The sequence below is a fragment of the Lysinibacillus sp. FSL R5-0849 genome (genome assembly GCF_038595075.1).
Taxonomy (GTDB): Bacteria; Bacillota; Bacilli; order Bacillales_A; family Planococcaceae; genus Lysinibacillus; species Lysinibacillus fusiformis.
On sequence record NZ_CP152004.1, the window covers coordinates 1,452,725 to 1,466,765 of the forward strand.

Here is a 14,041-nt window from a genome sequence, read left to right on the forward strand (position 1 = left end):
AAAAGTGCGTTTAGTAAGCATACTTTTTGCTTTGATATTAGGAATTAGTATAATTGCGATTCCTCAAAATGAAGTGATTGCCTTTAGTGACCAGCAAATTACTCGTGGTGCCTATGGAGATGATGTCATTGAATTGCAAGCAAGGCTACAATACTTAGGTTTTTATAAGAGTAAAATTGATGGGAAATTTGGCTATAACACATACTGGGCATTACGTAATTTCCAAGAGAAATATGGTTTACCAGTAGATGGTATCGCTGGAGCGAAAACCAAAAAAACGATAGCTGGCTATTCTGATTACGATGAAAAATGGGTGAAAGCGCAATTAAATGCCGGTAATCAATTTACCTACTATGGTGGTGTTCCTCTTGATCAGCAAGTGAATAAAGGGACTAGTACAGGTAGTGGTGCCGGTAGTGGTGGAGGAAATAGTAGTGGCACTACTAATAACAATGGAACACAAACTCAAGTTCCTCCTAAATATACAGAGCGAGATTTACAGCTAATGGCGAATGCTGTGTATGGAGAAGCAAGGGGAGAGCCATATGAGGGACAAGTAGCCGTAGCGGCAGTTATTTTAAACCGTTTAGAAAGTCCCGATTTCCCGAATACGATTTCTGGTATTATATTCCAACCTTTAGCGTTTACAGCTGTAGCAGATGGACAAATTTGGTTAGAGCCTAATGATAGAGCAAAAGAAGCTGTTATTGATGCAATGAATGGCTGGGATCCATCTGAAAATGCTTTGTATTACTTCAATCCGAAAACGGCAACAAGTAAATGGATTTGGTCTCGTCCACAAATTAAACAAATTGGAGAGCATATTTTCTGTTCATAGAAAGGAGGAACATAGATGAAAACTTGGCTCGTGGTCTTAACGATAGCTGTTATCGGGTTAGGGGCATATAGTATAGATTTACATGGTGATAAAGAAGATTTACAACGTACTGTTCTAGCGCAGTATACGGATAAGCTAACAGATGCATCTGAAAAACTATCTCATCTACAGCGATCAGTCTCACAATCCCTACTGTTTCAAGATGAGCAAGCCATTCACAGTGAATTAGATTCTGTTTGGCGTTTGAGCTCAGAAGTTCGTTCTTCCATTGCAAATATTCCGATAGGGCAAGAACTATCCAATGAATGGATGAATTATTTAGGACGACTTGGCGATGAAGCGAAGAGAACTGCAAAAACAGGCGATTATGAAGCTTGGCGTGAAAAAATGCCACAGGTCTCTACGAATTTACAAGCTCTTTCTGATGATTGGACAGCTGCAACCGTTGATTTTTATAAACATAATGGAAAAATGGATGTTTGGCTGCAGCAAGTCGATAATAAAAATCCAAACACGAACTTTGATAAAGTGAAAGACACGTTAAAAGGTTATGGAGAAAAAGATTTCCCGCTGACATTATCTGAGTCAGATTGGCAGAAAAAAATTGCATTAAAAGCTTTACAGGATGCTGAAATTACAGAAAAAGAAGCGTTGGAAAAAGTGAAGCATTTATTCCCAGTTATTAAAGATGCAACATTTACAGTCACAAAAAGTAGTGACACCGCACCATATCCTTTCTATCACATACAATTCCATCAAGGGATTCGTTTAGGGTATGCGGATTTAACGGTAAAAGGAGGGCATTTACTGTCCTATTTAGTAGAACGCCCTGTTGACGAAGCGAAGCAGTCACAAGAGGAAATTCTCAAAAAAGCCGAAGATTATGTCAAGAAATTAGGCATGAACGATTTAGCTTATGTGGAATCGCGTGAAAACCATCAGGCATGGCATGTAACGTTTGCCCGTGTACATCCAGGGGATAACGCATTAATTTATGCTGATGGTGTTCAACTTAAATTAGCAAAAGATACAGGTGAGTTGTTAGGGGCAAACGCGATGGAATACATTCAAGAAGAAAATATTAAAAAGCAAACAGCAAAACCAATCGATTGGAAAACATTCTTCCAGGATGATATTCAAGTGCAAGAAGTAAAAAATATTTATACAGATAATGGTGAATTTGAACAACGTCTATGCTATGAGGTCATTGCCTTGCGTGATGGTAAAACACAAGAAACATTTAGAATCGTCATTGATGCAGAAAATCATAATGTTTTAAAAGTGGAATATTTAACTTAATAATAAGAAAATACTACCAATTTTTATAGCCAAAATTAATATCTCATGAGATAATTAAACCATATTTATTGTACGGGGAGATGCTCATGGAGATTAAAATTGGCACACAATTACAACTTGAACCGACTTATACAGAGCGTGTGGAGAAATTCCGCTGTAAAGTTGTAGAGCAACAAGACAATATTCTTTATATTGATTATCCAATTAATATGGCGACAAAGAAAACAGCATTTTTGATAGATGGCTCAGAATTTAGAGCAACCTTTCGCACTGAGGACAAACAATCATTTGCCTTTAATACGGAGGTAATAGGCCGTAAAGCGGGCCATATACCTATGATTATGTTGCATTGCCCAAAGCCAGAGGAATTTATTAAAATTCAACGACGAGAATATGTACGAGTTGAAACACCCGTGGATGTGGCCGTTCAGTTCAAGGATCACAAATATCAGTTAGTTGCTTCGGATATTAGTGCAGGAGGCTTGGCCCTCATTTTGAAAGGTGAAGTGGCTTTCAATGATGGGGATGAGGTGAAATTAACGGTTGCCTTACCATTTGCCAATGGGGATGTGAAATACGTGATAACAGAGGCAATTGTCGTGCGTATTTTTGAAAAAGATTCTAAACGAATTGCAACAATCCAGCTAACGGATTCAGATGATGTTGACCAACAACATATCGTGCGCTTTTGCTTTGAGCGTCAATTAGGCAATCGTCGTAAAGAATTGAATCCCTTTAATGCTTAATATTTTGCATAGTAATTTTTTAAAAGCCCTCTCCTAGCAGAGGGCTTTTTATAGGTTATATGATACAATATGAGGTGACAGAAAGTAGGGAAGAATATGAAGAAAAACATTCAAATTGCGATAGACGGGCCTGCTGGTGCCGGTAAAAGTACTATTGCAAAAATTGTTGCTGAGGCACTTGATTTTACTTACATCGATACAGGTGCAATGTATCGAGCAGTTACGTATAAAGCGATGCAACAAAACATACATTTAGATGATGAAGCAAAATTAGCTGAAATGTTAGCAGCAAGTACCATTGATTTAAAGCCATCTCCACAGGGACAGCTTGTCTTTTTAGATGGTCACAATGTATCAGCTGATATTCGATCAAATGAAGTCACTTCATCAGTTTCTCAAGTAGCTGCCCATGCAAAGGTTCGTGAGTTATTAGTAGCTCAACAACAAAAGCTGGCAGCAAACGGTGGCGTCGTTATGGATGGCCGCGATATTGCTACACATGTATTGAAAGATGCAGAACTAAAGATTTTTATGTCTGCAACTGTAGAGGAACGCGCAAGAAGACGATTTATAGATAATCAAAAAAGAGGAATCGACTCTTCACTTGAAAAACTTCAGGAAGAAATTGCATTACGTGATAAAAAAGATAGTGAGCGTGAAGCATCACCACTTATCCAAGCAGAAGATGCCGTATTTTTAGATACGACAGCGTTGTCTATCGAAGATGCAGCACAAGCTATTTTAAAATTAGCAGAAGAAAAAATGCTATAAATCCTAAAATTTCAGACATTTTTCAAATTTAAAGGATTTATTTTTGTCTTTGTCTTCAATATCGAATAAAATAGTAAGGGAAGATGCGAAGGAGGGTTACATATGTCTGAAGAAATGAACTATGCAGAACAAACGTTTAACGAGGGTGATATCGTCAAAGGTATTGCAGAGCAAGTTGATGAAAAAGCAGTATCTGTATCAATTCCAGGTGCACCATTTGATGGTATTGTCCCAATCAGTGAATTATCAAGCTTGCACATTGAGAAAGCTTCTGATGTCATCTCTGTTGGGGATGAGTTAGATTTGATGATTACAAAGGTTGAGGAAGAAAATTTTGTCCTATCAAAACGTAAAGTGGATGCTTTAAAAGCATGGGATACACTTGAGCAACAATTTACCGCAGGAGAAATTTTCGAAGCGGAAGTGAAGGATATTGTTAAAGGTGGTCTTGTCGTAGATTTAGGTGTACGTGGCTTTGTACCAGCATCGCTTGTAGAAGACTACTTTGTCGATGATTTTGAGGGCTATAAAGGCAAAACATTAAGCTTTAAAATTGTTGAACTTGATAAAGAAAAGAATCGCTTAATTTTATCTCATCGCGCAGTAGTGGAATCAGAAAAAGCTTCACAAAAGCAAAATGTTATTAATCAAATTAAGGCTGGCGATGTTTTAGATGGTAAAGTACAGCGTTTAGCATCGTTTGGAGCATTTATTGACCTTGGTGGTATCGATGGGCTTGTCCACATTTCACAAGTGTCTCATGAGCATGTAAGCGATGTGAGTGAGGTTTTATCAGAAGGACAAGGTGTAACTGTAAAAGTTCTATCTGTTGATCCAGCAAATGAACGCATTTCATTATCAATCAAAGAAACGATCCCTGGACCTTGGTCTAATATCGAAGAACGTGCAGCAAAAGGTGCTATTTTAGACGGGAAAGTGAAACGTCTTACATCTTTCGGCGCATTTGTGGAAGTTTTCCCAGGTGTTGAAGGATTAGTGCACATTTCGCAAATCGCTCACAAACATATCAATACACCACATGAAGCATTAAAAGAAGGACAAGAAGTACAAGTAAAAGTCCTTGATGTCAATGCTGAAGACGGCCGATTAGCGCTAAGCATTAAAGAATTACTCGAAAATCCAGAAGCAGAAGAAGTGATTGACTACGAATTACCAGAAGAAAACACAGGCTTCTCATTCGGAGACGTTATTGGCGATCAATTAAAAAACTTTAAATAAGAAGAACGCGAGGATACAAGATTGTATCCTCGCTTTTTGTTGGAGTGATGAGATAGGATTTGCAAAGTGATAGATAGAATCAATGAAATGGGAGAAAACCTATAAAGTGACGGATAGGAGTCAAAAAGTGGCGGATAGAACTGGCAAAATGGCGGATACATCTTACAAGATGACGGTGAGGCAGCGAAGTGGGATAAACCTCTAAAAGTGATAGTTAAAAGCATCGAAGACGGAAATCCATAAAGTGACGGATAAACCTTGCAAAATGACGGATAGAATCCCAAAAGTGACGGATAGACCTCACAAAGTGATGGATAGGAAGTTCGAAATGACGGATACAACTCTCGAAGTGACGGATACAGCCCGCAATATAACGAAAAAGCCTTCCAATTAATAGAAACCAAAAAGCGACGGATTTACCCTCAAAAAATCCTCCACCTACGTACTCAAAATACATCATAAAACCGCGAAAATAAATCGTTTGGATTGGTAAAGCCATACATAGCGTTCTACTTTATGGATATGATATGATATGATATAATGGCATTTTTCGTGTATAATAGCGAAAGACAAGAAGTTGGAAGGATGAAGTACAGATGACGAAACCAGTAGTAGCCATCGTAGGTCGTCCGAACGTAGGTAAGTCGACGATTTTTAACCGTATCGTTGGAGAGCGTGTGTCTATTGTGGAAGATATCCCAGGCGTAACACGTGATCGTATTTATAGTTCGGCAGAGTGGTTAACACACGATTTTAATATTATTGATACAGGTGGGATTGAAATTGGGGACGAGCCGTTTTTAGAGCAAATTCGTCAACAAGCTGAAATCGCCATTGAAGAAGCGGACGTTATTATTTTTATGACAAATGGTCGTGAAGGAGTAACGGCAGCCGATGAGCAAGTAGCTAAAATTTTATACAAAACTAAGAAACCCGTTGTACTAGCAGTCAATAAAATCGATAATCCTGATATGCGTGAAATGATTTATGATTTTTATGCATTGGGCTTCGGTGAGCCTTGGCCAATTTCTGGCTCTCACGGCTTAGGTTTAGGGGATTTATTAGACGAATGTGCGAAACATTTCCCGAAAGAAGATGAAGAGCAGTACGGAGATGATGTAATTAAATTCTCATTAATCGGTCGTCCGAATGTGGGGAAATCATCTTTAGTGAATGCTTTCTTAGGTCAAGATCGAGTAATTGTTAGTGATATTGCGGGTACGACACGCGATGCAATTGACACACCTTATGCGTATGATGATCAGGAATATGTCATTATTGATACTGCCGGTATGCGTAAAAAAGGGAAAATTTATGAGACGACCGAGAAATATTCTGTTTTGCGTGCGTTACGTGCGATTGAACGTTCAGACGTTGTGTTAGTGGTTATGAATGCGGAAGAAGGTATTCAGGAGCAAGATAAGAAAATTGCTGGGTATGCACATGAGGCCGGAAAAGCAGTTGTGATTGTTGTAAATAAATGGGATGCTATCGAGAAAGACGAAAAAACGATGAATGTTTTTACGCAGCAAATTCGTGAGCATTTCCTATTTTTAGACTATGCACCGATAATTTTCGTTTCGGCTAATACGAAACAGCGTGTTCATCAAATTTTACCGATTATCCAACGTGTTAGTGAGAATCATGCGATGCGTATTCAATCTTCTATTTTAAATGAAGTCATAGAAGATTCTGTAGCACGTAATCCTGCGCCAACCGATAAAGGTCGCCGTTTACGTATTTACTACGCTACACAGGTTGCAATTAAGCCACCAACGTTTGTGGTATTTGTGAATGAACCTGAGCTTATGCACTTCTCTTATGAACGTTTCTTAGAAAATCGTATTCGTGAAACATTCGACTTTGAAGGAACGCCGATTCGTTTAATTACACGTGCTCGTGCTTAAAGTTATCGTCATACACATACAATACGCCAACCCGACACAATTGTTGGGTGGCGTCTTTTTACAAGAAAATAAAGTAGTGTAGACAACCCACAATAAGGGAGGATTTTTTTTATGGAAAAAGTTTGTGTGTTAGGGGCAGGCTCTTGGGGGTCTGCGCTGGCAATGGTACTGGCGGAAAATGGCCATGATACGCTTGTATGGACACATCGAGCTGAACAGGCAGAAGAAATCAACCGTATGCATACCAATAAAAAATATTTACCTGAAACGGTCTTGCCAACAAATTTACATGCTACGAGTGATATTGCAAAGGCAGCAACACATGCTGAAACAATCGTTGTAGCTGTGCCGACAAAAGCAATTCGTGAGGTTTGTGAAAAATTGACGGCTGAATTAACTAAAAAAGTTTTATTTGTACATGTTTCAAAAGGAATTGAGCCTGACTCTTTAAAGCGAATTTCTGAAATATTAGCAGAGAGCTTACCTGCTGAAAAAGTGGATGAAATTGTAGTGCTTTCAGGGCCAAGTCATGCTGAGGAAGTAGTCCTTCATCATCCTACAACGGTTACAGCTGCATGTGCGGACATAGATGCTGCTGAAAAAGTACAGGATTTATTTATGAATCAATTTTTCCGTGTTTATACAAATGACGATGTAATTGGTGTAGAAATTGGTGGGGCACTGAAAAATGTTATCGCTTTAGCTGCAGGCATTACCGATGGCTTGAATTACGGGGATAACGCGAAAGCCGCATTAATTACGCGAGGACTTGCGGAGATTACTCGTTTAGGTGTAAAAATGGGTGGTAACCCATTTACGTTCTCAGGGCTTACAGGCATGGGTGATTTGATTGTAACGTGTACAAGCGTTCACTCAAGAAACTGGCGAGCAGGTAATATGTTAGGGCAGGGCATGAAGTTACAAGAGGTTCTCGATCAAATGGGGATGGTTGTAGAGGGTGTACGTACTACAAAGGCTGCCTTTCAATTAGCAGAAAAGTATGGTGTGGCAATGCCCATTTCTACAGAGCTTTATAGTGTACTCTTTAATGAAGTAGCACCGAAAGTGGCAGTAGACGCACTTATGATGCGCATGAAGAAACGTGAAATTGACGAGATGAAGCATTAATATTATTTTTATGATTAAATTTGTCATGAAACGGACATAAATAAGGTGTCTCGGTGAATCTACTGAGACACCTTATTATGTGCTAGTAATTGAATAGTTAAAGCATTTTAAAAGGTTGTCCATTTCTTGATAGTTATGGGACAACTATTTCTTTTTAACAAAGGCACATAGTATAATATACTTTGATTGTGTCTTGACATAGAAAGAAAGGTGGTTATTTGAAATGGGCCCGTTAGCTCATATGCCTGCTTTGGATGTAATGTGGGTATCGTTTTATTGTATAGGCTTTATGATTATATCAGTCGGCTTAATTTATTTAGCTCGTAACAAGATTTCGAATGTATTTTTACGAACAATCGTAAATTTATGTGCATACATACTGTTTGGACTTGGCACATTTTTAATGGTACTTATAGTTGCCACATGGCCAGCATAATAAATAACGAGGTGTCAGTAACATGAAAAAACTAAGTGCTTTTCTGTTGGTAATTGCAACCGCCATATTGTTAGTAGGGTGTGCGTACCCAGAAGACGAGAAAAGGGCGAAGGTAACGCCTGATGTGGACCAACTTGCAGCTGTACAGCGTGCTGTTAATGAATACCGTGAAGCAACTGGTGGGCTAGTACCCATTAAAAATAGCGAATTAGATACAGATTTATATATCAAGTATTTAATTGATTTTGAAAAGCTTATGCCGAAGTATTTGTCGACGATCCCTGGAAACGCCTATGAAAAAGGCGGTATATATCAGTATATTATTTGGGATCCTGAGCATGAAGCGACCGTTAAACTAGTAGATTTAAATGCTGCAGAGCGCATTCGCGAAATAGGAATTCGGAAACTATCTACACAATATTTACCAATAACAGGTTCATCATCTGATAATGTGTACCAAATTAATTATAAGGATTTGGGCTATAAAACAGAGGTTACTGTGAAAAGCCCCTATTCTGGCGTCGAATTACCGCTCTTTATGACTGGTGACGGTGAATTGCATGTAGATTATTCCATTGATTTAGGACAACTTCTAAAAGAAGACAAGCCGGATGTCAAACCGGGCGATGATATTCGCCAATTACTTGTCGATAAATTTCCTGTAGTACCTGCCTACTCTGTTCCGTATACAGTGGACGAGAAGGGTGAGCCAGTTTATGATATGGACACTTATAAGGCAGATGTCAAGAAGGCTCAAGAACGACAAAAACAAGAGGCAGAAGCCGCCAAGAAAAAAGAAGAATAATCAACAAGCTCCTTACATTTGTGAGGGGCTTTTTCATATTTGTCTACAAGCTCGCATATAGTGAAAAAGCGTAGATAAAGGAGGCAGAAACCTTGAGTGAAGCAGTATTTAGAGAAATTGCAGAGCGAACAAATGGCGATGTTTATATTGGTGTTGTCGGTCCAGTACGTGTAGGTAAATCAACATTTGTAAAAAAGGTAATGGAATCCGTCGTGTTACCAAACATTGTGGATGAAACAGAAAGAATGCGAGCACAGGATGAGTTGCCACAAAGTTCTCCGGGGCCAGTCATTATGACTGCTGAGCCGAAGTTTGTGCCTGCCCAAGCAACCCGTATTGTGGTCGGTGACGATGAAATGCCATTTCAAATTCGATTAGCAGATTGTGTAGGTTACATTATCGAAGGAACAAAAGGCTATGAAGATGAAAATGGTCCAAAATTTGTTCATACTCCTTGGCATACAGAGCCTATTCCGTTCCAAGAAGCAGCGAAAATAGGTACGGATAAAGTAATTCGCGATCATGCGAATATTGGAATTGTAGTGACAACTGATGGAACGGTTAACGGTATTAGTCGTCGAGCTGCTGAGAGGGCAGAAGAAGAGATTGTTGAGCAACTAAAGGAAATTGGCAAGCCTTTTGTCATTCTACTTAATTGCCAAATGCCAGCTAGAGAAGAAACTGTTCAACTGCGCAATGAGTTGTTTGAACGTTATAATGTTCCCGTTATCGCCATTGCAATTGATCAAATGAGAGAAACTGATATTCAGTATATTTTACAAGAGGCATTATTTGAATTCCCAATCCGTACGATAGAGGTGGAGAAGCCAGATTGGTTAGATGTGTTAGATGCCTCACATCCATTAAATGTTGCATTGATTGATTCGATGGAAGAAGTACTTTCTTCTGTTATGAAAATTAGAGATGTGCAACAAGCATCCGATGCTTTTAAAGCTATTGATTTTATTGATCAAAGTGAAGTAGTCCATGTAGATGCTGGTATTGGCACAGCTGTAATTCGTGTGTCCTTACAGGGTGAACTATATAAATCGGTTTGTAATGAGTGGTTAGAAGAACCAATTGAAACGAAAAAAGATTGGCTACTGTTTATTAAAGAAGCAGCAGAGGCAAAAGAAGCTCAAAAGCGCTTTAAAAGTGCCATTCATGATGCGGATACAACAGGCTATGGTGTTACATTACCAATGATGCAGGAATTTGAGCCAACAGCGCCAGAATTAATTAAGCAAAATAATTTCTTTGGTGTACGAATGAAAGCGAAGGCGCCATCTTATCACATTATTCGTGTCGATATGGATTCAGAATTTGCCCCGCTAATCGGCTCTGAGTTCCATAGTCAGCAACTTTTAAAAGATTTGAACCATGCTTATTTACATGATCGTGATGCTCTATGGAATACACAACTTTTTGGAACACCATTACATGAAGTATTAAAAGAAGGTATTCGATATAAAATGGATGCAGTTCCAAATACAGCCAAAAAACGTATGCGTCAAACGATCGAACGTATGGTAAACGAAGGTGATCGTGGGTTAGTCACATTTATTTTATAGTGATAAAAAATAATAAGAAGTGTAAAAAATAGGAAAAGGGCTTTTCGTTTTTATGCGAAAAGTCCTTTTTTTTGATTTTTTGGGTGAAAAACTGATTTTTTGGTTATAATCATGAATGAATACAGTTGCGTAGCGGTTTTCTATGTGTTACTCTTTTTACAGAATTGGTTCATGACCCTTTGAGAGGAGGTGAATGGTGTGAATAAAACAGAATTAGTAAACTCTGTTGCTGAAGCTGCAGGTCTTTCTAAAAAAGACGCTTCTAAAGCAGTTGAAGCTGTATTTGATACAATTCAAGATGCTCTTGCAAAGGGTGACAAAGTACAATTAATTGGTTTTGGTAACTTCGAAGTACGTGAACGTGCGGCTCGTAAAGGTCGTAACCCACAAACTGGTAAAGAAATCGAAATCGCTGCTAGCAAGGTACCTGCTTTCAAACCAGGTAAAGCGCTTAAAGACGCAGTAAAATAATACTCGTCTAGTAGTTACATAGAGCAGTCTTCATGTGAACAACATGAAGACTGCTCTTTTTAACTTCAAGTTGACTATACATAATGATAATAAAAGCTAGATTTGCTAACTTGCAGCAATTTTTTTGTGAAACAAGTAAGTCATTTTGCGCTTACCTTTTGGATGTGCTACGATGCATAGGGAAATGTGTAATGTTTTGATACGCAGGAGGTTTTTTCGAATGTCGAATATAGATTTATTGAAAATAGAAGAAGCAGTAAAAATGATTTTAGAGGCGGTAGGTGAAGACGTAAATCGAGAAGGTTTATTAGATACACCAAAACGTGTCGCAAAAATGTATGCTGAGATGTTTAGTGGCTTACATGAAGATGCCAAAGACTATTTTAGAACAGTGTTCCACGAGGATCATGAAGAATTGGTTCTTGTTAAAGATATTCCTTTTTATTCGATGTGTGAGCATCATCTAGTTCCGTTCTATGGAAAAGCACATGTCGCCTACATACCAAATGACGGCATTGTTGCAGGACTAAGCAAATTAGGGCGTGCAGTAGAAACCATTGCTCGTCGACCACAGTTGCAAGAACGTATTACATCTTCAGTCGCTGATACCATTATGGAAATGCTCGCACCAAAAGGAGTTTATGTGGTGATTGAGGCTGAGCATATGTGTATGACTATGCGAGGGCTGAAAAAACCAGGCTCTAAGACAGTAACATCTGTAGCACGTGGTGTTTATGAGCAAGATGAAGTGAAGCGTAGAGAAGTTCTATCATTTATTCAAATGTCTTAAATTGCTTGTCTAATTATGTTATGATGAACTAAGAATTTGTCGGATTTAAGGAGTGTACAAGAATGTCACAAGATTATATTGTTATTCAAGCTGAAGAAGATGGTGTACATGTCATTGGTTTAACGCGTGGAACAGATACAAAGTTCCATCATTCTGAAAAATTAGATGCCGGCGAAGTTATGATTGCTCAATTTACAGAACACACTTCTGCGATGAAGATTCGAGGGAAAGCACAGATTCATACAGCACATGGTGTGATTCATAGCGAAGCAAAAAAATAATAAATAGACAAGATATGGTTTCATAATAGTTTTTAGCCCGTGCCATTTAGGCACATATAAAAGAGTGAGATGTGAAAAACTAATTATATGGGCAGTAGCAGTCCCTTTTTATGGGATAGCTCTACTGCCTATCCTCTTGAAGAAAGCAAAATTTTTTTATTCCGCATCGTTGCGTATGCTATAATGACTCAGTAAGCAAACGTTAAGCCTTCAATAGGATTAACGTATTTGAAAGTGAAATGGAGTAAGGTCTATGAATGCAACATACATTCAAAATTCAATTGCCCAGTTAAAAACAGAGATTTTCATGGATGTTCGTCATAGAACTTTGCAAAAATACACAGGAATGCCTGTGGTAGATGAAAATCAATTGTTTTATTTGTTAGTCCCGTTTTTGAATGGTGAAGAGTGGCAACAAGAGCAACAAGAGGCTGCCATTACTGTTGGCATTGTGTATGCGGCATTAGCGGCACACGATCACATAAAAGAATTAGATGCTACTTCTAAAGAACAGCAGCTTACAGTATTAGCTGGGGATTTTTATAGTGGTCGTTATTATGAAATATTAGCGATGTCTGGAAATGTCGCATTGATACGAAATTTGTCACAAGGAATTGTGACACGATGTGAAAACCAGATAAAGGTGTATGAGACCGAACAAAGAACAATCGAGCAATGGTATGCTTCGATGTGCAATATTGAATCAGGATTAATTGCTCAGTTTTTCGAGCTTTATTCCTTTAGTGAATATATACCGTTGATGGAAAAAAGTTTATTGATCTTACGTTTAGAAAAAGAAATGGTAGCCTATCAACGTGGACAAACGTCCTTAATAGGTAAGGCACTTGAAGAAAGTGTTCAACGTCATGGTACTACTTTTAATAGCGTCATCAAGGAAAAAATAGTGCATTTAAAAATAGAGCTGTCGAAGATGGTGGAGAGTGCATCATTTTTACAAAGTGATGTGAAACAAGCTTTACATGCACATGTAGAGGCTTCTATTGCTTCTACTAACGGATAAGAGAGGTTTTTCAAAATGGCTAAAACGAAAGCAGAGCACGTTCATGAAGTGTTTGAGAGTATCTCGGATAATTATGACAAAATGAACGGTGTTATTAGTTTCCAAATGCATATTGGTTGGCGTAATGATACGATGAAACACATGGCTGTCAAACCTGGATCAAAGGCATTGGATGTTTGCTGTGGTACGGCAGATTGGACGATCGCATTGGCTGAGGCAGTTGGAGAAAAAGGAGAAGTAAAAGGACTCGACTTTAGTCAAAACATGCTTAAAGTTGGCGAACAAAAAGTGCAATCATATCCACAAATTGAACTGATTCATGGAAATGCTATGGAATTACCTTTCCCAGATGATACGTTTGATTATGTGACAATTGGCTTTGGTCTACGCAATGTACCAGATTATTTGCAAGTCTTAAAGGAAATGCACCGTGTCGTAAAACCAGGTGGTATGGTTGTTTGTTTAGAAACATCTCAATCTGAAATTCCTGGTTACCGTCAATTATTCCGTTTTTATTTTAAATTTATAATGCCGATATTTGGTAAAATATTTGCGAAAAGTTATAAGGAGTATTCTTGGCTTCAAGAATCTGCGAATGATTTCCCAGGTATGAAAAAGTTAGCGGCATTGTTTGAGCAGGCAGGATTAGAAAAAGTATCGTACAAAGCATACAGTGGCGGGGCTGCGGCAATGCATATAGGCTTTAAAAAGATACGTTAATGGGGGAAGGTTTTCACA

The 14,041-nt window shown here is 38.5% G+C and carries 16 protein-coding genes; all 16 read left to right on the plus strand.

Annotated elements, in window-relative coordinates:
• Nucleotides 1-4 precede the first annotated feature (4 nt).
• The 16 genes from sleB (at nt 5) to MKY80_RS06955 (ending at nt 14,023) form a co-directional block, all read left to right on the plus strand.
• A complete protein-coding gene (sleB, locus tag MKY80_RS06880; RefSeq protein WP_008180429.1) occupies nt 5-838 on the plus strand; it encodes a spore cortex-lytic enzyme in 834 nt (277 codons plus the stop codon).
• A gap of 15 nt (nt 839-853) precedes the next feature.
• The gene (locus MKY80_RS06885) at nt 854-2,137 is read left to right on the plus strand and encodes a PepSY1/2 domain-containing protein (RefSeq protein WP_008180427.1); all 1,284 of its coding nucleotides are present in this window, start codon (nt 854-856) and stop codon (nt 2,135-2,137) included.
• Nucleotides 2,138-2,223: 86 nt separating this feature from the next.
• Entirely contained in the window at nt 2,224-2,883 is a 660-nt protein-coding gene (locus MKY80_RS06890; protein ID WP_342532390.1) for a flagellar brake domain-containing protein, read from the plus strand.
• A 96-nt stretch (nt 2,884-2,979) separates the two neighbouring features.
• Nucleotides 2,980-3,654, plus strand: coding sequence for a (d)CMP kinase (gene cmk, locus MKY80_RS06895; RefSeq protein ID WP_008180423.1), 675 nt, complete (start codon nt 2,980-2,982; stop codon nt 3,652-3,654).
• Nucleotides 3,655-3,756: 102 nt separating this feature from the next.
• Nucleotides 3,757-4,893, plus strand: coding sequence for a 30S ribosomal protein S1 (gene rpsA, locus MKY80_RS06900; RefSeq protein WP_008180421.1), 1,137 nt, complete (start codon nt 3,757-3,759; stop codon nt 4,891-4,893).
• Between the two features lie 265 nt (nt 4,894-5,158).
• Nucleotides 5,159-5,287, plus strand: a complete 129-nt coding sequence (locus MKY80_RS06905) for a hypothetical protein (RefSeq protein WP_255319012.1) — start codon at nt 5,159-5,161, stop codon at nt 5,285-5,287.
• A 202-nt stretch (nt 5,288-5,489) separates the two neighbouring features.
• Nucleotides 5,490-6,800, plus strand: a complete 1,311-nt coding sequence (der, locus tag MKY80_RS06910) for a ribosome biogenesis GTPase Der (protein WP_008180419.1) — start codon at nt 5,490-5,492, stop codon at nt 6,798-6,800.
• Nucleotides 6,801-6,911: 111 nt separating this feature from the next.
• Entirely contained in the window at nt 6,912-7,928 is a 1,017-nt protein-coding gene (locus tag MKY80_RS06915) for an NAD(P)H-dependent glycerol-3-phosphate dehydrogenase (protein WP_089986599.1), read from the plus strand.
• 223 nt (nt 7,929-8,151) lie between these two features.
• Nucleotides 8,152-8,364, plus strand: coding sequence for a DUF2768 domain-containing protein (locus tag MKY80_RS06920; protein WP_008180416.1), 213 nt, complete (start codon nt 8,152-8,154; stop codon nt 8,362-8,364).
• Nucleotides 8,365-8,386: 22 nt separating this feature from the next.
• On the plus strand, nt 8,387-9,169 hold the full coding sequence (locus MKY80_RS06925) for a hypothetical protein (protein ID WP_008180415.1): 783 nt from the start codon (nt 8,387-8,389) through the stop codon (nt 9,167-9,169).
• A gap of 92 nt (nt 9,170-9,261) precedes the next feature.
• Entirely contained in the window at nt 9,262-10,740 is a 1,479-nt protein-coding gene (spoIVA, locus tag MKY80_RS06930) for a stage IV sporulation protein A (protein ID WP_008180413.1), read from the plus strand.
• Between the two features lie 198 nt (nt 10,741-10,938).
• Nucleotides 10,939-11,211, plus strand: a complete 273-nt coding sequence (locus MKY80_RS06935) for an HU family DNA-binding protein (protein WP_004232618.1) — start codon at nt 10,939-10,941, stop codon at nt 11,209-11,211.
• A gap of 220 nt (nt 11,212-11,431) precedes the next feature.
• Nucleotides 11,432-12,001 carry a GTP cyclohydrolase I FolE gene (gene folE / locus MKY80_RS06940; RefSeq protein ID WP_008180410.1) on the plus strand — a complete coding sequence of 190 codons (570 nt, stop codon included), beginning with the start codon at nt 11,432-11,434 and terminating at the stop codon, nt 11,999-12,001.
• A gap of 62 nt (nt 12,002-12,063) precedes the next feature.
• Complete coding sequence (gene mtrB, locus MKY80_RS06945; RefSeq protein ID WP_008180408.1) at nt 12,064-12,282, plus strand: trp RNA-binding attenuation protein MtrB; 219 nt, start codon at nt 12,064-12,066, stop codon at nt 12,280-12,282.
• Nucleotides 12,283-12,535: 253 nt separating this feature from the next.
• Entirely contained in the window at nt 12,536-13,303 is a 768-nt protein-coding gene (locus MKY80_RS06950) for a heptaprenyl diphosphate synthase component 1 (protein ID WP_008180406.1), read from the plus strand.
• A 15-nt stretch (nt 13,304-13,318) separates the two neighbouring features.
• Nucleotides 13,319-14,023 (plus strand): demethylmenaquinone methyltransferase, encoded by a 705-nt coding sequence (locus tag MKY80_RS06955; protein WP_008180404.1) that lies wholly within the window; start codon nt 13,319-13,321, stop codon nt 14,021-14,023.
• Nucleotides 14,024-14,041: the final 18 nt, after the last annotated feature.

Coding starts and splice junctions, on each gene's coding strand:
- MKY80_RS06885 (WP_008180427.1), top strand. CDS start 854: ATGAAAACTTGGCTCGTGGTCTTAACGATAGCTGTTATCGGGTTAGGG.
- MKY80_RS06890 (WP_342532390.1), top strand. CDS start 2,224: ATGGAGATTAAAATTGGCACACAATTACAACTTGAACCGACTTATACA.
- cmk (WP_008180423.1), top strand. CDS start 2,980: ATGAAGAAAAACATTCAAATTGCGATAGACGGGCCTGCTGGTGCCGGT.
- rpsA (WP_008180421.1), top strand. CDS start 3,757: ATGTCTGAAGAAATGAACTATGCAGAACAAACGTTTAACGAGGGTGAT.
- MKY80_RS06905 (WP_255319012.1), top strand. CDS start 5,159: ATGACGGATAGAATCCCAAAAGTGACGGATAGACCTCACAAAGTGATG.
- der (WP_008180419.1), top strand. CDS start 5,490: ATGACGAAACCAGTAGTAGCCATCGTAGGTCGTCCGAACGTAGGTAAG.
- MKY80_RS06915 (WP_089986599.1), top strand. CDS start 6,912: ATGGAAAAAGTTTGTGTGTTAGGGGCAGGCTCTTGGGGGTCTGCGCTG.
- MKY80_RS06920 (WP_008180416.1), top strand. CDS start 8,152: ATGGGCCCGTTAGCTCATATGCCTGCTTTGGATGTAATGTGGGTATCG.
- MKY80_RS06925 (WP_008180415.1), top strand. CDS start 8,387: ATGAAAAAACTAAGTGCTTTTCTGTTGGTAATTGCAACCGCCATATTG.
- folE (WP_008180410.1), top strand. CDS start 11,432: ATGTCGAATATAGATTTATTGAAAATAGAAGAAGCAGTAAAAATGATT.
- mtrB (WP_008180408.1), top strand. CDS start 12,064: ATGTCACAAGATTATATTGTTATTCAAGCTGAAGAAGATGGTGTACAT.
- MKY80_RS06950 (WP_008180406.1), top strand. CDS start 12,536: ATGAATGCAACATACATTCAAAATTCAATTGCCCAGTTAAAAACAGAG.
- MKY80_RS06955 (WP_008180404.1), top strand. CDS start 13,319: ATGGCTAAAACGAAAGCAGAGCACGTTCATGAAGTGTTTGAGAGTATC.